At 42.0% G+C, this 23,182-nt stretch carries 20 protein-coding genes and 1 riboswitch; all 20 genes read right to left on the reverse strand.

Annotated elements, in window-relative coordinates:
* Positions 1-81: 81 nt before the first annotated feature.
* The 20 genes from ACZ5C4_RS12175 to ACZ5C4_RS12270 all read right to left on the reverse strand — a co-directional run bounded on the left by ACZ5C4_RS12175 (position 82) and on the right by ACZ5C4_RS12270 (position 23,182).
* Entirely contained in the window at positions 82-771 is a 690-nt protein-coding gene (locus ACZ5C4_RS12175) for a response regulator (protein WP_464521227.1), read from the reverse strand.
* 1 nt (position 772) lies between these two features.
* A complete protein-coding gene (locus ACZ5C4_RS12180) occupies positions 773-2,239 on the reverse strand; it encodes a sensor histidine kinase (RefSeq protein WP_464521228.1) in 1,467 nt (488 codons plus the stop codon).
* A 45-nt stretch (positions 2,240-2,284) separates the two neighbouring features.
* Entirely contained in the window at positions 2,285-2,935 is a 651-nt protein-coding gene (locus ACZ5C4_RS12185) for a potassium channel family protein (RefSeq protein WP_464521229.1), read from the reverse strand.
* Between the two features lie 57 nt (positions 2,936-2,992).
* Positions 2,993-4,333 carry a TrkH family potassium uptake protein gene (locus ACZ5C4_RS12190; RefSeq protein ID WP_464521230.1) on the reverse strand — a complete coding sequence of 447 codons (1,341 nt, stop codon included), beginning with the start codon at positions 4,331-4,333 and terminating at the stop codon, positions 2,993-2,995.
* A complete protein-coding gene (locus tag ACZ5C4_RS12195; protein ID WP_464521231.1) occupies positions 4,333-4,800 on the reverse strand; it encodes a Rossmann-fold NAD(P)-binding domain-containing protein in 468 nt (155 codons plus the stop codon). Before ACZ5C4_RS12195 ends, ACZ5C4_RS12190 begins: the two co-directional genes overlap by 1 nt.
* A 378-nt stretch (positions 4,801-5,178) precedes the next feature.
* A complete protein-coding gene (gene xdhC, locus ACZ5C4_RS12200; RefSeq protein WP_464521232.1) occupies positions 5,179-5,676 on the reverse strand; it encodes a xanthine dehydrogenase subunit XdhC in 498 nt (165 codons plus the stop codon).
* Positions 5,673-6,617 (reverse strand): xanthine dehydrogenase subunit XdhB, encoded by a 945-nt coding sequence (gene xdhB, locus ACZ5C4_RS12205; RefSeq protein ID WP_464521233.1) that lies wholly within the window; start codon positions 6,615-6,617, stop codon positions 5,673-5,675. The genes xdhC and xdhB overlap by 4 nt, the downstream gene beginning before the upstream one ends.
* Before the next feature lie 14 nt (positions 6,618-6,631).
* On the reverse strand, positions 6,632-8,929 hold the full coding sequence (gene xdhA / locus ACZ5C4_RS12210; RefSeq protein WP_464522346.1) for a xanthine dehydrogenase subunit XdhA: 2,298 nt from the start codon (positions 8,927-8,929) through the stop codon (positions 6,632-6,634).
* Between the two features lie 64 nt (positions 8,930-8,993).
* The gene (locus tag ACZ5C4_RS12215) at positions 8,994-10,274 is read right to left on the reverse strand and encodes an amidohydrolase family protein (protein ID WP_464521234.1); all 1,281 of its coding nucleotides are present in this window, start codon (positions 10,272-10,274) and stop codon (positions 8,994-8,996) included.
* Positions 10,275-10,317: 43 nt separating this feature from the next.
* Positions 10,318-10,413: riboswitch (purine riboswitch) on the reverse strand.
* 14 nt (positions 10,414-10,427) lie between these two features.
* A complete protein-coding gene (locus ACZ5C4_RS12220) occupies positions 10,428-11,411 on the reverse strand; it encodes an XdhC family protein (protein ID WP_464521235.1) in 984 nt (327 codons plus the stop codon).
* A gap of 19 nt (positions 11,412-11,430) precedes the next feature.
* Positions 11,431-12,447: a molybdopterin-binding protein gene (locus ACZ5C4_RS12225; RefSeq protein ID WP_464521236.1), complete on the reverse strand. Its 1,017-nt coding sequence runs from the start codon at positions 12,445-12,447 to the stop codon at positions 11,431-11,433.
* Positions 12,448-12,464: 17 nt separating this feature from the next.
* Positions 12,465-14,405, reverse strand: coding sequence for an NAD(+) synthase (locus ACZ5C4_RS12230; protein WP_464521237.1), 1,941 nt, complete (start codon positions 14,403-14,405; stop codon positions 12,465-12,467).
* Positions 14,406-14,417: 12 nt separating this feature from the next.
* Entirely contained in the window at positions 14,418-15,293 is an 876-nt protein-coding gene (hslO, locus tag ACZ5C4_RS12235) for an Hsp33 family molecular chaperone HslO (protein WP_464521238.1), read from the reverse strand.
* Between the two features lie 48 nt (positions 15,294-15,341).
* Positions 15,342-16,103 (reverse strand): class I SAM-dependent DNA methyltransferase, encoded by a 762-nt coding sequence (locus tag ACZ5C4_RS12240; RefSeq protein ID WP_464521239.1) that lies wholly within the window; start codon positions 16,101-16,103, stop codon positions 15,342-15,344.
* A 441-nt stretch (positions 16,104-16,544) separates the two neighbouring features.
* Positions 16,545-17,501 carry a sugar-binding transcriptional regulator gene (locus tag ACZ5C4_RS12245; RefSeq protein ID WP_464521240.1) on the reverse strand — a complete coding sequence of 319 codons (957 nt, stop codon included), beginning with the start codon at positions 17,499-17,501 and terminating at the stop codon, positions 16,545-16,547.
* 119 nt (positions 17,502-17,620) lie between these two features.
* Positions 17,621-18,682 carry a zinc-dependent alcohol dehydrogenase gene (locus ACZ5C4_RS12250; protein WP_464521241.1) on the reverse strand — a complete coding sequence of 354 codons (1,062 nt, stop codon included), beginning with the start codon at positions 18,680-18,682 and terminating at the stop codon, positions 17,621-17,623.
* 17 nt (positions 18,683-18,699) lie between these two features.
* Positions 18,700-19,599, reverse strand: a complete 900-nt coding sequence (locus tag ACZ5C4_RS12255) for a class II fructose-bisphosphate aldolase (RefSeq protein WP_464521242.1) — start codon at positions 19,597-19,599, stop codon at positions 18,700-18,702.
* Between the two features lie 26 nt (positions 19,600-19,625).
* Positions 19,626-21,101 (reverse strand): FGGY-family carbohydrate kinase, encoded by a 1,476-nt coding sequence (locus tag ACZ5C4_RS12260; protein WP_464521243.1) that lies wholly within the window; start codon positions 21,099-21,101, stop codon positions 19,626-19,628.
* 19 nt (positions 21,102-21,120) lie between these two features.
* Complete coding sequence (locus ACZ5C4_RS12265) at positions 21,121-22,179, reverse strand: 2-hydroxyacid dehydrogenase (protein WP_464521244.1); 1,059 nt, start codon at positions 22,177-22,179, stop codon at positions 21,121-21,123.
* A gap of 16 nt (positions 22,180-22,195) precedes the next feature.
* Positions 22,196-23,182, reverse strand: coding sequence for an ABC transporter permease (locus ACZ5C4_RS12270; protein WP_464521245.1), 987 nt, complete (start codon positions 23,180-23,182; stop codon positions 22,196-22,198).

A 23,182-nucleotide genomic window follows, 5' to 3' on the forward strand; every position in this document is an offset into this window, starting at 1 on the left:
CGCCTCCAGGGCTATATTCTGTCAATTCCTGCGCTTTATTCTCTTTACTGTTGTGCTAAACATAGCCGTCCGTTCTTTATATTATGCTTGGAAACGGTATCCTACTCCCACTTCCGTGACAATATATTTGGGTTCCGAGGGGTTTTCCTCAATCTTTCGTCTAAGGGTCGCCATGAACACTCTTAAGGTTCCTGCTTCTACCCCTTGCGTATATCCCCATATCTCTTTTAGAATATAGTTCTGCGTCAGTACTTTTCCACGGTTCTCAATTAAAAGAATAAGGATTTTATACTCAATCGGTGTCAGATGTACTTCCGTACCGTTTACCTCCACTGTTCTCTTTGTATAATCCACTACCAGGGCATCCTTGCAAAAAACTGTGTCTTCTTCCTTTCCTCTCTTTTCTTTTCTGCGCATTGCTGCACGAATCCTTGCGAGCAGCTCTCCCATATAGAAAGGTTTTGTAACATAATCGTCCGCCCCTTCATCTAATGCCTGTATTTTTTCTTGCTCTTCCTGCCTTGCCGACACTACAATTACCGGTACATCCGCAATCTCCCGAACATTTCTAAGTACCTCCATCCCATCTCCGTCCGGCAAACCCAGATCTAAAATCACCAAATCTGGACGATTTGCATAGAAAAGACGAATCGCCTCTTTCACAGTCCCTGTAGTGTAATATCCATATCCCTCTTCCTTTAAAGACATAGATAAAAAATTTATAATATATTTATCATCCTCCACAATTAAAATATTCTTCTTCTCTTCCATCCTATTCCACCTGTTCTGCCTTCAGCCAGAAGGTGAACCTCGCTCCCCCTTCTGTTCTATTCTCCGCCCAGATCTTTCCTCCGTGCGCTTCTACAACTTCCTTACAAATCGCAAGTCCAAGCCCAATTCCTCTTTTTTGATCTGTACTGCCTTTTATTCCTACACTGTTCTCCGAAATAGATACAAATTCTCCAAAAATTTTCTCCTCCATACCCTGCACAATTCCTTTTCCGTCATCTTCCACAACAAAATAAACCTTTCCCTTTCTATGAAATACATTCAGGCTGATTTTTCCCCCTTCTTCTGTGTGCTTCATAGCATTGTCCAGAAGGTTCACCAATACCTGTACAATCATTTTTCCATCTGCCTGTACAACAATCACTTCTTTCGGAAGAGAACTGCGAAAATCCCTGTGCTCCTTTAGTCCAATAATGTGCTTCTTTGCTTCATAGACAAGATCATCCACTACCTCCTGACTTTTCTCAATGAACTGTGCTCCGCTTTCTATCTTCGTCATGCTTAAAATATTTTCCATCATCTTATTGAGCCAAATTGCCTGCTCCATTACATCTCTTACCAATTCCTTTTGCCCTGTTTCCTCCTGATCATGTCCGTTTAATATAAGTCCACAGTCCCCAATAATTCCTGTAAGTGGCGTTCTGAAATCATGGGAAATACTACGTAGCATACTACTTTTCATATGCTCCCGTTCCACCTCCAGCCGAGTCTGTTCCTGCTGTGCATAAATCATTTCTCTGTCAAGGGCAATCCCGATTTGGTTTGCTGCTGCTTTTATCAGCATTTCCTGTTCTGGATGTATCCCCTGTCTGTGATTATACACTTTTAGTATCCCCTGCTGCCGCAACATTCCACCAATAGGAAACAGCAGATAATCACCGGCATCTTCTTCCTTTTCTGCGTCTTTTTTCCCTTCTATCTTCGCACTTTCTTCTTTCCCTTCCACTATACATTCATATCCAGTATACTCACGGATATACCTCTGTCCCAGTCGGATAATATTTTCCTTTCCCGTAACATTGATAAATTTCTCTGACATTTCCAGAAGACGCAACGCCGTCTGTTCATTTTTCTGGGAAATAAGAAACTGTTTCTGAAAACGCACAGCAAGACTAGAAGAAATACAGGCAGCAATCAAAAAAAATACGAGCAGCGCCACATCGTTTGGATTCATAATTGCAAACGTATGCACCGGAACTGTAAAAAAATAATTGAACATCATTACACTGACCGCTGCTCCAATAATCCCATATTCATATCCTTCGGTAAAAACGCTGATTAGAAGCACTCCTACCAAAAATACCATCAGCCCATTTTCCTTCTCTATTCCGAACCGATTCAGCAATAGACACACAAGGCTGGCGGACAATACAATCAGCACGCTCCGCAGTATATAGACAAGCCTTTTATAAGCTCCTGTCCTTTGCAGTAATTTTTTTGTCCTTTTCACCTCTGCCTCCTATCTTGCCTCTGATAAATCCTTACATCCTCTTACTCAAATATTTGCCAGTATCCTATCAATATCCTTTTTCAGCCCTACCACCATCAAATGATCGTCCGCCTCCAGTATTCTGTCTGACTGCGGCAGAAGATTTAAATGACCGTCCACCTTGATACCAAGAACACTGACATGATAGGTAGAACGGATCGCGATCTGACGGATACTCTTCCCTACCCAGCTTTTCATTGGAGGAATCTCAAATATCGAATATCCTTCTGTCAGCTCAATATAATCAAATACATGATTCGCACTATGCTTTACTGCCAGCCTTTCTGCTACATCCCTATCCGGATAAATAACCTCGTCTGCACCGTTACGCAACAAAAATTTGGCCTGAATATCACGGTTTGCTTTGCTTACAACATACTTTGCACCCATCTCTTTCAATAAACTTGTGATTTCCAAGCTGCTCTGAAAATTTGATCCGATACATACAAAGCAGATGTCAAAATTTCCGACTCCCAGGCTTTTTAACACATCTTCTTTTGTACAGTCACCCACTTTTGCCATCACAGCATAGGGAAGCAGATCCTGCATGCTCTCCTCATCTTCATCTACAATCATCACTTCATTTCCCAAACGGGACATATTAACACAGAGATGATGTCCAAGTCTTCCCAATCCTATAATTAAAACCGATTTCATTTTTCCTCCTTATCCCCTCTCACTTTCGCTGCATATCTCTTATAAAGAAAGGGGAACTCACCCTATCATAATCTGTTCTGCCGGCTCTCTTACAGGGGCTTCCACCTTGTGCCCGCGTAGAGAGAGCGCAAATGTCATGCTTCCCACTCTTCCGCAGTACATTAGGAAAATCAATGTCAGCTTTGCTACATTTCCCAGTTCCCTTGTAATTCCTGTAGACATTCCTACTGTTCCCATCGCCGATACTACCTCAAAAGCCACATCTGTTGCATCGATCGTGTGTATCGTAACTATAATAAGCACTGCCATAACAGATAGGAACAAATTAATGCTCATCACCGCACTTGCTTTTCGAATCGCTCCATTGTCCAGTCTTCTGTGGAAAATATCACAATCATGCTTCTGTCTGAGATTCGCATGTACATATACAAGCAGCACCGCGAATGTCGTCGTCTTAATACCGCCTGCAGTAGAACCTGGGCTTCCACCGATAAACATCAATATAATAGTAAGTATTTTGCTGCTGTCTGTCAATGCCCCTGTATCTACCGTATTAAATCCAGCAGTTCGGGCTGTTACAGAACCAAACAAAGAACATAATATCTGTTCGTCTACGGGCATCCCTTTTATGGTATTTTCTTGTTCAAATATAAATAGAAGTGCTGCCCCTCCCAAAATCAATACAGCCGTCACAAAAAGCGTAATCTTCGTATGTAGTCTATATTTTCGGAAATGAAATTTATGGATGGAAATATCGTTCCAGACAAAAAAGCCAATTCCTCCGATGATAATAAGTAACATTAGAACTACATTCACAACCCAGTCCCCAGAATAAGTCGTAAAAGAGGAATACGCCGCTTCCTCTCCCATCAGATCAAACCCTGCGTTGCAGAATGCAGAGATAGAATGAAAAACCCCGAAATATACCGCCTTCCCTAATTCCATCGTCTGACTGAATCGCCAGGACAAAATCAAAGCGCCGATTCCTTCAAAAAACAGGGTACCTATAATAATCTTTTTAACAAGCCTGACAATTCCTCCTACTTGCATAATATTGACACTTTCCTGTAGTGTCCCTCTTGTCCAAAGTCCAATTTTTCTGCGCAGGACGATCGCGAAGAAGACGCCGATTGTCATAAAGCCCAGACCACCAATCTGAATCAAGGTCAGTATTACTGTTTGTCCAAACATAGACCAGTGCTGAAAGGTATCTGCAATAACAAGTCCCGTCACACAGGATGCTGATGTTGCAGTAAATAAAGCATCCACCGGAGAGGTAAATATCCCCTCTCTGGTGGATACTGGAAGTATAAGAAGAAACGTTCCTGCCGCAATAATCAGTACATAACCTATAACGATCATTTGTGTCTGTGTCAGTCTCTTTCCTACTCTGCCCATTATGCCACACCTGCCTCGTGCTCCATAAGCAGCAGTTCTAACCTCTGCAGCAGTTCCTCTCGGTGCCAGAACAGATACCCCCCTGCTTGTTTGTAAAGTTTTCTATTCGCTCTCTCATTACAAACTCCAAATGTTTCTGCTTCTGGATACATATTTCGAAACAGATTCAGCACAGAAAGATTATCAATATCTGAATCTCCGGCCGCTATTACATAACGTACATGCTCTAATCCCTGCTCTATATAAACCCCTTCCATCCAGACAGTCTCCACACCAATTTTTTCAAACCAGCCTGTCAGTGCTTTATTTTCCTCCATGCCAAACACAACAGCCGTCCTATGCTTTGCCTCTTCTTCCTTCTTAAGCTCTCGCTCTTCCATTCTCCAATCATCTAATTTATTCATTAGACGCAGTCCATAGAGAATTCCACCCGTCACAATCATCCCAAGTAAAAGATTTGTCAGCATATATATCACCCTCTCAAAAATAAATACTTCTTACTTTTTCTATATTTATCATAGCCGTTTTTCTATTAAGACAGTGATAATATTAACAAACTACATGTTAAGATTATGTTTAGATAGAAAAGAAATCGACTTCACACTGCCACGAGTTCCCAACCAGAAAAATTTGTTTACTTCCGATTGGAAATGCATAACAACGTGAAGTCGATTCTTTTCTGTCTGAAATTATAAACTTAAGCTAGCGAAAGTGTAAGCGAGGGAGGGCGTGTGTTGCAAAAGTGAGGAATTCCGGCGAAGCCCTGACGAACGTTGCAATGCACGCCCTCTTGTGCGAGCCATTTTTGTCAACTTCCGCAGTGCCAGCTCAATTCCGCATACGCTTCATTTCGCTAATCTCTTCTTCATTGTTTTTTCTACTGCGTTTAGTATATTTTCATATCCAGTACATCTACACAGATGACCAGAGAGGTGTTTTCTTAGTTCTTCTCTGGTGTATTCTTTTCCAGATTCCAATATTTCTACCGCGCTCATAATAATCCCTGGTGTACAGAAACCGCACTGTACTGCTGTTTCGTCGATAAATGCCTGCTGAATATCTGAAAGTTCCCCATTCTCTCCTAAAAGCCCTTCCAGTGTACGGATTTCTTTGCCATCTGCCCAGACCGCAAGATAAATGCAGGAATTATAACACTCTCCGTCAATCAATACATTGCATGCTCCACATTCTCCTACTTCACAGCCTTTCTTCACACTGTTCAAATGGTAATCCCCCCGCAGCATATCCGTAAGTGACGCTCGTACATCTACCATTGTCTCTCGTTCTACGCCATTGATCTTACAGCGGACTAGTTTATATTGTATATTTTGTTCTTTGCTCATCCCTGTTCACCTCCCATATATGCCGTATCGACATGCAGAGAGTCTGTATGTTCCGTTTTTAGTTCTGTATATCCGGCTCTTAAGACTGCTTCTTTTAATGCGCGCTTACAGAGAACTTTTGATATATGTTCACGAAACGCCTTGCTTGCTCTCCAACTGTCACGCGGCATTATATCTTCCAGTACAGCCTGGGAGATACTCTCTATGCTGTCCTCTGTGATTTCCTTCCCTCTGCCGGCCTCCTCTGCATGTACGGCACGCATTGGGACAGGCCCTGCCACCCCATAGGCAATCCGCACATCTTCTATGCTCTTTTTGTCGGCTGTCAGTTTTACATTTACGGAGCATCCCAGAGTAGCAATATCCATCGCATTTCTCATCGCATATTTAATGTAATGTCCTGCATAGCCTTCATAAGATTTTTTCTGAATCAAGATGCCCGTTTGTATCTCTGCCGGACGCAAATCCACCTTGCCTGCACGAATATAGAACTCTTGAATCGGGATTCTGCGGCTCCCTTCCGGTCCGGTCAATTCGATCACTGCGTCCCATGCAAAAAGTGTAGAGGCTGAATCCGCTGATGTTACCCCGTTACATGTATTTCCTCCGATTGTTCCAATATTTCGAATCTGCGGCCCTCCTACCATATCTACCGCCTCTCCCAAAACTGGAATGATTCTCTGAATCAGAGGATCTCTTGTAATATGAGAAAAACTCGTCAGAGAACCAATTCGAAGTGTACCATCTTCTTCCAGACAGACACCTTTTAACTCTTCCAGCCCATATATACTGACTAGCTCTACCCCTGCACGCTTTCCCTCTCTTATCTGTACCAACACATCACTCCCGCCGGCAATAATCTGTGCTGCGGGATGTCTCTCAAGCAACTGGATTGCATGCGATATATTTTCCGCCTCATATAATGCTTTTATATCATACATCTGAATCCCCCTCCTTAAATAAGACCTTCTTCTTTGAACCGTTTAAATAAAATATGTGGTGTCAAAGGAATCTCATTTACCGCCACTTTTGTTGCATTTAAAACCGCATTTCGGATTGCCGGAGCAATGGAGCAAGTAGGAGGTTCTCCTAACGCCTTTGTACCATAAGCACTGGTAGGCTCATAATTTTCTATAAATTCCGCCCGCAGGCTGGGGTGATCTAAAAATGTCGACAGTTTATAATCCAAAAGATTATTATTCAGTGGTTTTCCCGTCTTCTCATCGTAAATCAAACGTTCGGTAAGCCCATATCCAATCCCCATACTCATTCCGCCATGCACCTGTGCCTTTGCAAGTGCCGGATTAATCAGCTTTCCACAGTCATGGACATTGAGAATATCAATGACCTCTGCCCTACATGCAGGTATATCTACTTCCACCTCTGCAAAGGTACAGCCAAAGGAATACGCATTATTTTTTATCTGACAACTACTCTCCGCTGTTAAATGTCCATTATTTGTCAGGCTGTACAGCTTTTCCATCGCCAGTTCTTCCATTGTCATCAGTATACTTCCATCTGTCGTCCGAACAATTTTCCCATTTACAATGTCCATGTTTTCTTTTATCTGACGAGTCAGCTCACACGCAGCATCCAAAATCTTTTCCTTTAGAAGCGTAGCCGTCTGCCGGATAGAAAAGCCTGCCATATATGTCTGTCTGGAGGCATATGCCCCTAAACCAAACGGAGTAATGTCTGTATCCTGTACTGTCATAACATGTACATCTTCAAAGGGAATTCCTAGTGTCTCCGCTGCCATCTGGGCAAAAGCAGTATCTGCTCCCTGTCCGATTTCTGTCTCTCCTACTTGTACCTGAATAGAACCATCCTGATTTAAAACCATCCTGCATGCAGACGTTTCCAGAGAAATCGGCCACACGCCTGTATTGTACCAAAATACCGCCATTCCCACGCCGCGTCGTATCTCTCCGGTCTGATTCTTAAATTCCTTTAATTTCTCTTCATATCGGAATGCCTTATTTCCTTTCTCCATACATTCGCGGAATGTATCATAATAGTTGACATTTTTTGAAAAGCCGTCCTTGAATCCCTTCGGCATAATATTCTGAAAACGGAGCTGATAAGAAGGAATTCCCATAGCCTTGGCTACATCCTCCATATGACTTTCCATAGCAAACATTGCCTGCGGAATCCCGTATCCCCTCATAGCGCCTGCCACAGATTTATTTGTAAACACTGTATAGGAATCTCCTTCTATATTCGGACATGGATAAAGCTGTGGGAAACAGTTCATACATTTTGCCCCGATACTGTGTCCATGAGATGCATATGCCCCTTGATCAGAAAAACATTCTATTTTACGGGCCGCAAATGTTCCGTCCTTTCTCACATAGGAGATAATATGTATACGGATCGCATGCCTTACTCTGTTGCATACAAATGTTTCCTCCCTGGAAACATCCAACTTCACCATTCTCCCGCCTACTACCGTACTAAGATATGCGCAGAGTGGCTCATAGAGAATATCCTGCTTGTTTCCAAATCCCCCGCCTATGTAAGGCTTTATTACCCGTACTTTTCCCCAGGGAATCCCAAGCGCCTGCCCTACCACACGACGGCATATGTGGGGAATCTGTGTAGAAGAGACAAGCACAATACGCCCCTGCTCCATATAGGCATAACAGATAAAATTTTCAATATGGCAATGCTGTACCGTAGGAGTCTGGTACCATCCTTCTACTTTTGTAAGTTCTGGTTCTTTTCGAGCCTTTTCATACTCTCCATTTCGTATAGTCGTATGCTTCAAAATATTATTGGGGTATGTATCATGTATCTGCGGGGCGCCTTCTTCCATTGCCTTTTGTACATCCAGCACAAACGGAAGCTCTTCATATTCTACCTTAAGCGCCCTGACCGCCTGCACTGCGGCCACTTCATTTTCTGCGACTACCGCCGCTATATCGTCGCCGTAAAATCGGACATGTTCCGTCAAAAGCAGACGATCCGCCACATCCTGATGTGCCGGATCTGTGGACCAGGGATGTCCGGCTGTAGGAAAATAAATCTTTGGCACATCAAAACAGGTCACAATTTTCACCACGCCTGGTATTTTCTCTGCCTCTTTTGTATCAATGGATTTTACGATTCCGTGTGCAACTGTCGCATGCAGAATTTTTGCCACATACGCTTCCTTGCCGCACAAATCATCTGTATATTTCGCACGCCCTGTCACTTTTTCAAAGGCATCTACTCTTTTTACACTTTTCCCTACTATATGTTCCTGTCTTTCCATACCGTCACCTCCGCAGAACATTTCTCTGACATCTGCCTGTCTCTTTTTCTCGTCTGCCTGCCTCTTATAAAATCTTTCTCCCACCTACATATTTTGCCGCAATTTCACGATCATCTGCAAGATAAATCATACGCTCCAGTCTTTTCTGTATATCCAGGTACTGTGGATGCTTTAACCTGCTGTCATCGAGAACTACAACATCAAACTCATACCCTTCTTCAAAGCTTCCGACCTTTCCAAAGAATTCTCCGCCTCCCTTTGTCGCCATATAAAATACTTCCTCTGCTTTAAGAGGTTTTAAGCTCTCATCTTGTATCCTCCATCTTAACTTAGACGCCTGAATGGCATGTGCCATTGCAGTAAACAGGTTCTCTGTAGTACCTCCCGCCACATCACTTCCAATTCCTACATGCAGTCCTTCCTCTAAAAATCTTCTCACCGGAGCGATTCCAGAGGATACATTCATATTAGATTCTGGACAATGGGCAATGAACACCTTGTTTTCCTTCATCCTCTTTATTTCCCTCTCATCACTGTGCACACAATGTGCCATCACTGTCGGCGCATCTGCTCCGAACAAGCCGAAACGATCGTAGGCGTCACCATAGAATTCCGCCTGCGGGCACAACTCTTTCACCCAAGCAATCTCACTGATATTTTCTGACAGATGAGACTGTACTGGCAGACTGTACCTTAACTGAATTTTTTTCAGATTTTCCATCAGCTCATCTGTACAACTCGGAATAAAACGCGGGGTTAAGATTGGACTTGTGTATTTATATTTCTTATGCTCCACATCCCGTATCCATTCCACTGTTTCAGCAGCAGACTCTTTTGCAGAGCCTTCTCTTAAATAATCCGGACAATTCCTGTCCATGTTGACTTTTCCCACCATCGTACCAAGACCTGCTTCTTCCAGCAGATCCATCAGAAGAAGGGTCGCCTCTCTGTGAACCGTTGCAAAAATACACGCTCTTGTAGTCGCGCTCTTCTTTAAATTTTCTGTAAAAATCTCGTATGCTTTTCGTGCATAATCTAACTCTCTATATTTAGCTTCTTCCGGAAATGTATTGACATTCAGCCATTCCAGAAGTTCCATATCCATTCCCAGTCCCCGGAAGGAATACTGCGGCGCGTGAATATGCAGATCTACCAGTCCTGGAATCAGAAGTTTTCCTTTATAATCTTTGACAGGTATTCCGCCAAGTGTAAATGGAAGCGTGCGATATACCCCTTTTACCTTTCCTTGTTCACACACAAGATATCCGTTTTCACAAATTTCAAATTTGCCGACTTCTTTTGTGTAAATAATATCTCCCTGTAAAATAAAAATAGATTCATTCATCTGTCAAACACTCCTTTTCCAATATTCTATAAGACAGCAGGCACTTAAGCCTGCTTTCACTTATAGTCAGCTGTTACGGCAGCTGGTAGAGACGTTCAACCGATTATGAACCTATATAAGTATCTATTCTTTTTTCTTATCCTATCATTTTTTTCAAATACCGTCAACTATTTCTAACATGACCTCTATCACGCCCCCGCACACCATGCCGGCATCTTCCGCTTCCTCTGCCGTCATATCCACAGGGCAGATTTGAAACTTTGGTTCGTTTATGCGCAGCATTTGAAGCGCTCTTTGCGTGATTTCACTTTCTGCACAGCCTCCTCCAATGGTTCCAATCGCTGTTCCATCCTCGAAAATCAACATTTTCGTTCCCACGCTTCTGGGCGCTGAACCTTTGCGTGAAATAATCGTTGCAAGTACTTTTTTCTGTTGTATCTTTTCTTCTCCTTGTCCTGTCAAAGCGCATAGTATCTCTTTTGGATACCCGCCGCCTTTCTTTTCTTTATTTTTCACCTGTATGACTTCTGCCAGAATGGATACTGCAATTTCCTCCGGTGTCTCCGCGCCTATTTTCAACCCGATCGGTGTATGAACATTTTCTAAATCTATACGCGGGATTCCTTTTTCTTCCAGCTGATTTTTCACAATTGCTGTGCGCCTTTTACTCCCCATCATTCCCACATAGGCCCTTGTCTTATGTAAAATTGCCTCCAGACAGAGCGCATCATACCGATGCCCCCTGGTGACAATAATAAACCATGTGTCCAAATTGCCTGGAATTTTAGAAAGCCCTTCCTCAAAAGGCTCACAGAATACCCTGTCCGCCCCTGCCTGCCTTGCATGATCGGCGAATTTAGGGCGATCCTCCAATACAGTAACAGTAAATCCCAGCATTCTTCCCATCTGAATCACCGGAATAGAGACATGTCCCCCGCCGCAGATGACCAGCTCTGGCGTACGTCCTGCCCGTTCAAGGAAAATACGCACATCCTTTCTTAGCATCTTTTCGTTCTTTTCCTTTTCTGCAAGCAGATACTTTTTTCCCATATCCGGCCCTTCCAATACTGTCTCTATCCAGATGTCACCTTCCTGTTCTGTCATCGCCTCTCTTAATTGTTCATAAAAGCCCGTCATATGTGAGCTCCTTTCTCTCCTATTTTCCAAATCCACAGTTCGGAAACGTACACGTAGGACAGTTCAGGCAAAGCCCTCCTTCTCCTAATCTGTAGAAATCCTCCGCACAGAGACGCTCTCCTGCCGCAAGTCTGGGCAACACCAGGTCAAAAATCGTGCGCCTTGCATACATCACACATCCTGGAAGCCCCACAACCGGAATCTCTCCTGCATAGGCAAGCATGAACATCGCGCCAGGCAGCACCGGTGCCCCATAGGTAATCACTTCATCTGACGCATTTCGGATAGCCAGCGGGGTTCTGTCATCCGGATCCACGCTCATTCCACCTGTACAGACAACCAGCCCTGCTCCCTCTTTTATCCATTCTCGTATCGCATCCGTCACCATGCCTGCGTCATCATTACACAGTGTATTTCCCATGACTTCCATGCCGGCCTCTTCTAATTTTTTCTTTACAACAGGCGTAAACTGATCCTGGATGCGTCCATAATACACTTCACTTCCCGTCGTCACAATACCCGCTTTCATTTTTCTGAAAGGAAGCAGATGAAAGATCGGTTCTCCCGCACAGATCTCTTCTACACGATGCATTTTTTCTTCTTTGATCACAAGAGGCACAACTCTCATCCCTACAATTTTGTCTCCTCTTTTGACCGGAAAATCCCCATGTCGTGAGGCCAACACTATCTCTCCTATGCTGTTTACCTTATTTAACTTCTGCCTGTCAATCTTTAAAAGCCCGTCACACTGTGCCGTCAGTTCAATTTTTCCTTCTTTTACTTCAGAAGGCTCCATATACTCTCCCTGACATACCTTGCGCAGAATTTCCGCCGCCTCATTTTCATGCAGCATCCCCTCTTCCTTTTCCCATACATAGAGATTTTCCTTCCCTACAGAAAGCAGTACGGGTATATCTTCCTCCGTCACAACATGTCCCTTACGAAATACCGCATCTTTTACTACTCCAGGGATAATCTGCGTAATATCATGGCAGAGCACACAGCCCACAGCCTCTTTCGTTTTGATTAATTTCATAGCTTTATTTCTCCCTTTTATCTGGATTCTGTATTTTCCATTCTGTTGGATATTTCTTTTATTTCCTGTAACCAGACAGCCGCGCTGGCATCACTGGGCATTCTCAAATCCCCTCTTGGAGAAAGTGCAACCGTTCCAATCTTTGGCCCGTCAGGGAGACAGGAACGCTTAAACTGCTGAGAGAAAAACCGTTTCACAAAGATTTCCAGCCATTTCAAAATCGTCTCTGTATCATACTCCTGTTCAAATGTGTCCCTAGCCAGACGGAAAATTTTCTTCGGACTGTATCCAAAGCGGAGCATATAATATAAAAAGAAATCATGCAATTCGTAGGGCCCGACTAAGTCCTCCGTACACTGTGCGATATCGCCGTCTTTAGGCGGCAGAAGCTCCGGACTGACCGGAGTATCCAGCACATCATACAGCACTTTCTTTAATCTTTCATCTGTTGTCTCATCTGCGGCATACTTTACCAGATAACGCACTAATGTCTTTGGCACAGAAGCGTTCACGCCATACATAGACATATGATCTCCATTGTAGGTCGCCCACCCAAGCGCCAGCTCTGACATATCTCCTGTTCCGATCACCATGCCTCCTGTCCGGTTGGCAATGTCCATCAAGACTTGGGTTCTCTCCCTCGCCTGCGCATTTTCATACGTAACACTGTGATCGCTTTCTTTTTGTCCAATGTCTCTAAAATGCACGCGCACTGCCTCTGCAATAGGTACCTCTTTCAAAGCAGCGCCCACCTGTTCTGCCATTTTGCAGGCATTCTGATAAGTCCGGTCTGTCGTTCCAAAACATGGCATTGTCACAGCCAGAATTTCTTTTTTATCCTTTTTCAACATCTCAAATGCACGTGCTGTTACAAGCAGGGCAAGCGTAGAATCCAGTCCTCCGGAAAGCCCTACTACTGCAGTCTTTGCTCCTGTATGTGCCAAACGCTTCTTTAATCCCATCGCCTGGATCTCCAAAATCTCTTCACACCGCCTGGAACGAATCTGCTCGTCGGCAGGCACAAACGGCTTTTTCGGAAATTTTCGTGTCAATTCTGCTGCCTCTTTTTCGATAGAAAACGGAATCCGCATAAGCCTTCTTTCTTCGGCAGCTTGAAATGTCGTATTTCTTCTGCGCTCTCCGATTAATCTTTGTATATCAATCTCCGTATAAATCACTTCATTTTTAAAACGCTTTGCCTCCGCAAGCACTGTACCATTTTCCGCAATGATATTGTGCCCGCCGAACACCACATCCGTAGTCGATTCGCCCTCTCCCGCATTTGCGTATACGTAGCCCGCAATCAGCCGCGCAGACTGTCCCTGAATCAGTTCTCTTCTATAAGCATCCTTTCCAATGGTCTCATCACTGGCAGAACAGTTCACTAATATGACAGCGCCTTCTGTCGCCGCCTGAATACTTGGAGGAACCACAGACCAGACATCCTCACAGATTTCCGCAGATACGATCAAGTTTTCTATAGAGTCTGCCTGAAATAAAAGCTGCGGCCCAAACGGAATTTTCTTCCCTTCAAATAAAATTTCCCTTGCGGTTTTGGGGCCCGGAGTAAACTGGCGCATCTCATAAAACTCCCCGTAATTTGGAAGAAACGTTTTCGTCGTCAATCCCAGCAATTCTCCATGGTTTAACGCCGCCGCCACATTATAGATCTTCTCCTCTATTCCCAGTGGAACACCGACAAATACCAGACAGTCCTTGTCCTTTGTAAAAGCTGCAATTTCAAACAACACCTCTTTCGCTTTTTTCAGCAGCACATCCTGGGCAAACAGATCCCCACATGTATATCCTGTAACACACAGCTCTGGAAATACTATGATTTTTGCATGTTCTTCTACTGCCGCTTCGATCGACTCACATATTTTTTTCGTATTATACTCTACATCTGCCACCTTAATGTCCGGCGTTGCTGCCGCTACTTTTATAAATCCGTCTCTCATCTTCTTACCTGCCTATCTGCTTTTCTTCAATAATTCCTTTAGTTCCTCTACTGTGTAGTTGTACGCAGTATTACAGAAATGACACTTTACCTCAATTTCTTTTCCGTCGTCAATCATGGACTGTATCTCTTTTTTACCAATACTGATAATTGCCTTCTCAATCCGCTGTTTTGAACAATTACAGTAAAATTCCGCCGGAAGGGTGTCCGTCACCTCCACATGCAGCCCCTCCAGTACCTTCTCCAGCATTTCTTCCGGCGTATGTCCATTATCCAGCATAGCGGTCACAGACTGAATATTCTGTATATTCTTTTCCAGCTTTTCTAACACAGCCTCTTCTACAAACGGCATCACCTGTACAATAAAACCTCCGGCACACCGCACTGTATTGTCCTTTTCCATCAAAACTCCAAGTCCTACAGAAGACGGAACCTGCTCAGAGGTAGCAAAATAATAGGTCAAATCCTCCGCAATCTCTCCTGTCTGCAAAACCGTCTGTCCACAATAGGGTTCCTTTAATCCCATATCCTTGATGACATTTAAAAATCCTGCTCCCAGTGCTCCGCCTACATCCAGCTTTCCGTTTTTGGGCGGCAGCATTACCTCTGGGTTTACCACATACCCTTTTGCCCTTCCCTGGCTGTCTGCTGTGACTGTCATTCCTCCGATCGGTCCTGCGCACTGTATCTGTAATGTCAATATATCTGTTGGATTTTTCATCATACTTCCCATCATTACGCCGCCTGTCAACAGACGTCCCAACGCCGCCGTCGCCACCGGACTTGTCTGATGTCTCCTGCGTGCTTCTTCTGTCATATTTGTCGTAGATGCAGCAAATGCGCGGATCTGTGTGTCTGCCGCGGCTGCTCTTACAATATAATCTTTCATCTATCTTTATCCTCTCTTTCTATCTCTATTTATATATACTGCTTATTCTCATGTTTTCTTCCCGTACTCCCTGGCAATTACATAAATCCGTTCACTCTGAAGAGTAGGGGAATTCTTTGTAAATGCGTCATATGCTGTAATAAATTTCATTCCTGCTTTTTCGATATATTCTCGCATCTCTTCCAAAGTATATGCTCTCTGGTAATGGATTTCCTGATATTTCTTATATATATTTTCTTTTCCTTCCCGAATAAACAGACTTAAATCATATTCATTGATTTTTTCTTTCTCATAATAGTAATTATCCCAGATAAAACTACAGTCTTCGCGATTTTCCGCAATAGTTCTCTCTCCTAAAATTTCTCTGTATTTATATTCTGTATTGAAATCAAAAATAAAAATTCCTTCTGGGTCTAAATAATTGTTTATCCAGTAAAACATACGTTCCAAATCTGCCGGATCTGTAATATAATTCAAAGAATCACAGACACTTACAGCCGCACGCACCGTTCCATAGAGCTCAAACGTCCGCATGTCCTGCTGCAAGTACAGAATATTGTGCCCGGATTCTAGTTTCTTTTCCATTGCCACTTCCAGCATATCTTCCGAATTGTCTATGCCAATCATATCATATCCACATTCTGCTAAAATCTCTGTCATCGTTCCAGTACCACAGCCGAGATCTACTACAAGCCCTTCCACAACACCATATTCCTGTAAAAGTCCATGCAGATATTCTCCCCACTCCCGGTAAGGAACATTGTCCATAAACTTATCGTAAACCGACGCAAAACTTGTATACGCTTCCACTTGCACGCCTCTCCAACTTCCGGCAGACACTCCTTTCTGCTGTATCTGCCTTATAATAGCCTATATAGTATAACATATCCTCTTGGCACAGCACAATGTCCACATCTCCCGATATACATATATCCGGTTCAGCCGAACGTAATATACATTTTCTATGCTATTATATCATGCTCACATGAGAATTTAATCAAATTCAACGTAATTTCTACACTTTTTAATACCTGTTCTGGTACCGTATACACAAGGAGACTGCGTTTATACCAGGACAAATCCTTCTACAGATTTTCTTATGGACTCCGGAGCTGTTTAAATTTTCTAGCAAAAACATGGTATTCCTTATCCTACTGAATAACCGTCTTTTTTAGACAACAAAAAGGGTCTGGTTTCTGCCAGGCCCTCGAATTTCTCCACTTTCTCGTTCACTGCACTCTAGAAAATTTATTATTCCAAATCTTCTTCTAACAACGCACGTGCAAGTTCCTCATCAATAATCAGCACATTAACAAATGCTCCTTTGATCGCAGCCTGCGTAATATACTTCTTCTTTCTTCCAAAAGCAACTGCAATACACTCTTTTATATCTCTCAATTTATCAAGAGAAATAGATATTGTTCGATCCTGAATATCCGCATCACAAATGTTGCCGTCATTATCTATAAACACACCACAGATATCCCCGACCGCCTTCTTTCTTCTAAGTTCTTCTTTGTCTGCAACGAAATTATACCATGTATCACTCGTACCTGGAAGAAGATCATCTAAAAGTCCTAATCCTACAATTGCAATATCAAGATTATCCAGCTCTTGGAAATGCTTTTTATTGAAAGGTTCTTCCAACAAAAGGTCCCTAAGCACTTTTGTATGCACAAGTAACGGAACATGCATTGCATGAGGTATCCCCCCCAATGCTTTTGCCACTTCAATCGTAAGTACAGATGAACAATTACTCATCTGATGACTCGCATCTCCCGACATTTGTACTACATCAATACTATAGCTGCTAATCGGACGCAATCGATGTATGATTCCTGCAATTGTAGTCCCTGCTGACACACCAATTCGAACATTACTATCTATCACTTCTTTTAAATAGTCTGATGTCGAATCACCTATTGTTTTCAAAATTAACTCATTATCATTTTTATCGCTTACTACACTTACATGTTTTAATTTATATTTTTGCCTCAATTTTTTTTCAAGCTCATATTGGTACGTTGATGTATTCTTGATATGAATTGAAACAATTCCTTCTTCAATACAACTTTTCAATATCCTAGAAACTGTTGTTCTTGATATATTTAAAAGTTTTGCAATTTCTTGCTGAGATAAATTTTGATAATAATATAAATTTGCAACCTTTACTTTTATATCCAGGCTATTTGAGGATATAATTCCCACTGTTGTTTCCTCTCTTTTCTACTTGATTTAAGAAATATCTGTCCAAGTATACACCAGCTGTCATAACATTTTCTTTATTTTTTGATTATACCATAAATTGGGAAAAATAAAAATATTTCTTACCTATCTGGATCTATCAATACTTTAATTGCCGACTGATCTTTCAACAATTCAAATCCTTTCTTAATTTCTGTTAATGGTAATTCATGTGTCACCAAACTTTCGAGATCGAGTTTTCCAACTGCCGCCAACGTAATTACATTTCGCCAGGATGTTGTATTATATCCCATATGGCCTTTAATATCTACAGACTTTACATTCACTTCGTTTAATCCGTATCCGTATGGTCTATCATTCATTCCAATTCTAACAATAACACCATCATTCCGAACAACTTCTATTGCCTGTTTCAAAACTGACGGCGCTCCTGCCGCATCAATAGCAAGCGCAACTCCACTTTTACCACATATTTCAGCAATTTTACCTGCCACGTCTACGCCCTCACTATTTACAATTGTATGTGTTACTCCTAATTTTTTCCCACATTCGAATCTGGTATTTTCATCCGTTGGCATTCCAACCATAATAATATTAGCTGCCCCTGCAATGCTTGCAATTTGTGCGCTAAACAATCCCAATGCACCAGCTCCAAATACCACTACATTCTCTCCTGGAAGAACCTGTCCCTCTTGAACGACCGCCATATAAGCATTTGCTGCCGGTTCTAACAACGGTGCTACTTTCATCGAAATTGAATCTGGTAAATGGAAAATACAATTTTTGTAAACCTCCAAAAGTTCTCCTGGTATTTTCACAAACTGAGTAAATGCACCATCTTCATCGCATCCAAGAGTACGGCGGCTTGCACAGTTCACAAAATTCCCCTTTTCACAAGATGGGCACCGCCCGCATACTGAAGCTGTATTTTCCGATACAACTCGATCTCCAATCTTCCAGTATGCATCAGCTTTAGGTCCCATCTCTGCTATTGTGCCGGCAAACTCATGTCCCATAATAATGGGATAGCTTCCAAGATCTAAAGTTCCGTTATAGAAATGAACATCACCGCCACAAATAGCAGCTGATTCTACCTTAATAATAATATCTTTTTCCCCACACACAGGTTTCTCTACTTCTCGCAGCTCCGTTTTTCCACATTCATATAGTACAAGTCCCCGCATAATCTTTCTCCTCTCTACTACAAAATAGTTTCTTCCGTAAGTTCAACCTTTTCCCTTTTTATTATTTTTTTTACTTCCCATGCTTTTCCTTCAGAATCTAGTACACGGATAAAATGTTTCAATCTGGATCCATAGCCTTCTTCGATTATATTAGCAAATCCGTATGCCCCATTTCCTTCTGTATCAGCATTTTCTATAGCATCGATCGCTGATGCAAACAATTCACAGCCTATATTTACTTTATTGATTCCCATTTTAGCAACTTTAGCAAGACCCTCGTCTCCTGTTCCCGATCCCCCATGCAGTACAAGCGGAAAATTATTTGTTACTTTCTTGATCTCTACTAATCTTTCATAATCGAGATAAGGCATCTGTCCTTTGTTATACGCTCCATGCGCAGTTCCAATTGCAACTGCTAAACAGTCTATTCCTGTTTCTTCGATAAATTTTTTTGCCAATTCTGGTTCTGTAAGTGCAGCATCACGATCCGTGTCGTAATTACTTGCATTGCCTACATGTCCAAGTTCAGCCTCTACTGAGACACCTACAGCATGTGCTACTTTCACCAATTCTTTAACTTGTGCAATATTTTCTTCAAACGGCAGTTCCGAACGATCCACCATAATTGATGAAAAGCCTGCACGAATACATTCAACGGCAGATGGAAAATCTGAACCATGATCATGATTAATAGCAACAGGTACTGTTGCTGACTGCGCTAATTCTTTTAAATAGCGCCCAAATAAATCTACGTCATAATCAAAAATGAGGGGCACTAATAAAATAATTGGGGCATTTAATTCTTCTGCACATTTAATCGCCGTTCGTGCATTAAACTCTGTTTGCACCACCGGTGCAGCCACTGCATAATTTTCCTGATTTGCTCTGTCTAAAATTTCTTTCATTGATACTAACATTGTCTTTTCCTCCAACTTATATTTTTCTATTTGTATGATTTTTGCTGTTCCCACACAGAAACTGCCATATCATATACCTTTTTATATATTTGTATCTGTTCCTTATATATTGCTGTCCTTCTAGGATTAGGATAATAAATACCACCTTCTTTAGGTATCCAAAAATGCGCATCCTCTGCAAAACCTTTCAATGCAATTTCTGCACATACCGCCGCCCCACGGCATCCTACTTCATTCGTTTTGCAAATATGAATGGGACGTCCTAACGCATCTGCAAACATTTGTCTCCAGATTGAGCTTTCACTGCCTCCTCCTACAAGCCAAACATCATCTAACCTACCAACCTTTTTCTCCAGCCGTTCTATCTCTATACACATAGAAATACACACACCTTGAAAAACCGATAAAAGCAATTCCTCACGTGTTGTTCCCATATGAATCCCTGTCCATCCCAACTTCGCTGCACTATTATAAAACGTCCCCATTAGGTAAGGCTGAAAAATCACATTCGTTGGCTCCATTCCACGTAATTTTCTCTCTATTAGAGTAAACACAGATATCCCTAAACTTTCCGCCTCCTTCTTTTCTTCTATAAACATAGTGTCTAATACCCAGTTCACTGTGTTGCAAGCACTTCCAATTGATGTTGTTACTGTTTTCACGCCTTTAAATGCTCCGCCAAACATAAAGAATTTTCCCAAAGATGCAGATTCCTTTAATTTAATTTTCTCATTAACAACTGCTATATTAATCCCTAATGTTCCCATTATAATGGTCAAATGTCCCGGTCGATAACCACCTGCTCCTAAAGAACAAGCAATCATATCATGCGCCCCTACAACTACAGGTGTACCTTCTAAGAGTCCCGTCTCTTGAGCTGCTTGTTCGGTCACACTCCCACATATCTCACTTGCATACAGTATTTCCGGCAACATTTCTTTCACTTCTGAAATTCCAGCCTCATCCAACCCCTCTATAACATATTTCTTTTCTTCTAGATTCACTGGTGCTGGTGTATCCGAAATATCTACATTCACCTTTCCCGTCAGACAATACCTTAAATAATCTTTACACCCAAATATCCACCGTACTTTAGAATACACTTCTGGCTCATTTTTCTTTAACCAGTACATAAATGCAAGTGTCCTTGGCAGATTATTCGGACAAAAAACTTTTTCATGTCGGCTGTCTAAAGAAAGAACACCTGGATAGGCTGGTTTCCCCTCCTTATCTATCATAAAATTTCCGCCGCCTTGTCCAGAAAAGGAAACTGCTATTATTTCTTTTGGATTAACACCACTCTTGTTAAGTACTCCCTTGATTGCACATATTGTCTGTTGCCACATCAGTTCCATATCCTGTTCTGCCCATCCGGGTTGTCTAGCCTGTATTTCCTGGCATTCTTCTGAATTTACAAATGCAACTTCTGCTTCACTGTTGTACAATGCAGCTTTAATCTTGCTCTGCCCTCTGTCAATTGCCAAAATATATTGTTTTCCCATTTGCATACTTCCCATCTTTTTAGTTCATCTGGCAAGAATACGGCTCTTTTTTGAAAAAATGTCTTATCTCATTAAGAGGGCTTTCAAAAGATCTCAAAATAAAATCCCCACCATTACCTGCAACATGCGGAGTTGCAATTACATTTTCTAATGTTAAAAAAGGATGCCCTTCCGGTAATGGTTCGCTGGAAAACACATCAAGACCAGCTCCTGCAATTTTCCCTTCCTTCAGTGCGGCAACCAACGCTTTTTCATCAATCAGACCTGCTCTAGCCGTATTTACTAAATAGGCTGTTGGTTTCATAAGTTCTAACAATTTCTTATTGACCATACCATGATTTTCAGATGTCAGTCTCGCATGGACAGACAGAAAATCCGCCCGTCTAAATAATTCTTCAACGGAATCTACAAGTTCTACCCCCATAGCCTGTGCAATCTCTTTTTTTGCCCATGGATCATAAGAAATTATGTTACATCCAAATCCTTTTAATCTTAAAGCTACTTTCTGTGCAATCACGCCAAACCCAAGAAGACTTACTGTAGAATTTTTCATCATGCCTTCTGTACCCATAACCGCATCTTTCCATACTCCACTTCCTCCCATATTATTTACAGGAAGTTTCCTCATCAAGGCTAACAGTAGGGTAACAGCAAAATCCGCCACGGGTTCAGCCGCCCTTCCCGGAGATGCACATACTACAACTCCATTCTCTTTTGCTGCCTCCATATCTACATTTTCTACACCACTTCTCATTACGCATAAAAGCTTCAATTTTTTGGCTGCCTCAAAAAATTTACGTCCAGCGCCAGAATAATGCATGATAATAATATCTGCATCTTTTATCGACTCTAAAAATTCTGAGTCATATTCCACCCAATTCGGCCCCTCTTTTTCTAATTTTAGATTCGCCTCCCGCATATTCCCCCCTACACCGTTAAGAGCAGCATGATCTTCAGTATATGTAAACTCAACTCCATATTCTTTGAACTCATCCAACATCTGCGGAATTTTCCTTTTCTCTATATCTTCTTTTTTAATCAATCCTTCTGATACAAAAACAATTTTAGTCATCTTCATTCACCTTCCTCGTCCTCTATTTTTTCCGTTCTCTCGCTCTAATTACGACTACCATCACTAATGCAAACAGTAACATTCCTCCTTGCACATAGTTTTTAAGCCATAGGTCACTCGTAATCATTAATAAACCTTGATTAATCAATGCATACAAAACCGCCCCCACTAATGTGCCGGGTACATTGAATACACCAATTTTCCCATATGTTGCTCCTAAAAATACTGTTGTCAATGCCGGTACAAACATATTTTCTCCCAATGTTGGAGATGCTGCATTCATCTGTGAGCCTTGCATAATTCCAGCAAGTGCACAACAGAGTGCAGTAATAACAAAACCTTTAATTTTCTGTATTTTTCCATCAATACCTATATAATCACAAGCTATCGGATTTGCACCCACTGCATACAAATATTTTCCAGCTCGTGTATACTCGGTATAAAATAATACAATAGCTCCAACCATTACCAAAATAACAACCGGCATCGGTATTACCCCAAACAGATATCCCTGCCCTATAAATGTAAATTCTTCCGGCCATTCTGGAAGATTATTTATATTTTTTCCTCCCGTCAAAGCCTTGGCTATCCCTTTTACAAGATAAGACGTCCCTAATGTTGCAATAAACGCTGGAATTCCAATCTTAACATGTAAAAATGAATTATATAAACCTACAATCCCCAGAACAAGTAATGTCAGCAATACTGCCACTATATAGTTTTTTATCAAACCGCCCCCTAAAATCACTGCCATCAAGCACGAAGCCAGTGATACCTGTGATCCTGCCGAAAAATCGAGCTCGCCTGTCGCAAAAATACAAGTTAATCCTACCCCCATAACACCTACAATACACGCACTGCTCAAGATATTAAGTAAATTATCCATTTTTAAAAACGCGGGTGATATTATTCCAAATACTACAACGGTTGCAAGCGTAAAAAGCAAAAGCCAGCGTTTTGCAAATATATTCCTCAAAGAATTTGATGTCAGGTTTCTTTTTTTCTCCAT

It is taken from the genome of Mediterraneibacter flintii (assembly GCF_055387595.1).

Bases quoted from the DNA above. Each gene is read 5' to 3' on its own strand.
- ACZ5C4_RS12175 (WP_464521227.1), bottom strand. From the start codon at position 771: ATGGAAGAGAAGAAGAATATTTTAATTGTGGAGGATGATAAATATATT.
- ACZ5C4_RS12185 (WP_464521229.1), bottom strand. From the start codon at position 2,935: ATGAAATCGGTTTTAATTATAGGATTGGGAAGACTTGGACATCATCTC.
- ACZ5C4_RS12190 (WP_464521230.1), bottom strand. From the start codon at position 4,333: ATGGGCAGAGTAGGAAAGAGACTGACACAGACACAAATGATCGTTATA.
- ACZ5C4_RS12195 (WP_464521231.1), bottom strand. From the start codon at position 4,800: ATGCTGACAAATCTTTTACTTGGGATGATTGTGACGGGTGGAATTCTC.
- xdhC (WP_464521232.1), bottom strand. From the start codon at position 5,676: ATGAGCAAAGAACAAAATATACAATATAAACTAGTCCGCTGTAAGATC.
- xdhB (WP_464521233.1), bottom strand. From the start codon at position 6,617: ATGTATGATATAAAAGCATTATATGAGGCGGAAAATATATCGCATGCA.
- xdhA (WP_464522346.1), bottom strand. From the start codon at position 8,929: ATGGAAAGACAGGAACATATAGTAGGGAAAAGTGTAAAAAGAGTAGAT.
- ACZ5C4_RS12215 (WP_464521234.1), bottom strand. From the start codon at position 10,274: ATGAATGAATCTATTTTTATTTTACAGGGAGATATTATTTACACAAAA.
- ACZ5C4_RS12220 (WP_464521235.1), bottom strand. From the start codon at position 11,411: ATGACGGGCTTTTATGAACAATTAAGAGAGGCGATGACAGAACAGGAA.
- ACZ5C4_RS12225 (WP_464521236.1), bottom strand. From the start codon at position 12,447: ATGAAATTAATCAAAACGAAAGAGGCTGTGGGCTGTGTGCTCTGCCAT.
- ACZ5C4_RS12230 (WP_464521237.1), bottom strand. From the start codon at position 14,405: ATGAGAGACGGATTTATAAAAGTAGCGGCAGCAACGCCGGACATTAAG.
- hslO (WP_464521238.1), bottom strand. From the start codon at position 15,293: ATGAAAGATTATATTGTAAGAGCAGCCGCGGCAGACACACAGATCCGC.
- ACZ5C4_RS12250 (WP_464521241.1), bottom strand. From the start codon at position 18,682: ATGCGGGGACTTGTACTATATGAATGTGGAAAAACGGAGCTGCGAGAA.
- ACZ5C4_RS12255 (WP_464521242.1), bottom strand. From the start codon at position 19,599: ATGTTAGTATCAATGAAAGAAATTTTAGACAGAGCAAATCAGGAAAAT.
- ACZ5C4_RS12260 (WP_464521243.1), bottom strand. From the start codon at position 21,101: ATGGGAAAACAATATATTTTGGCAATTGACAGAGGGCAGAGCAAGATT.
- ACZ5C4_RS12265 (WP_464521244.1), bottom strand. From the start codon at position 22,179: ATGAAGATGACTAAAATTGTTTTTGTATCAGAAGGATTGATTAAAAAA.
- ACZ5C4_RS12270 (WP_464521245.1), bottom strand. From the start codon at position 23,182: ATGGAGAAAAAAAGAAACCTGACATCAAATTCTTTGAGGAATATATTT.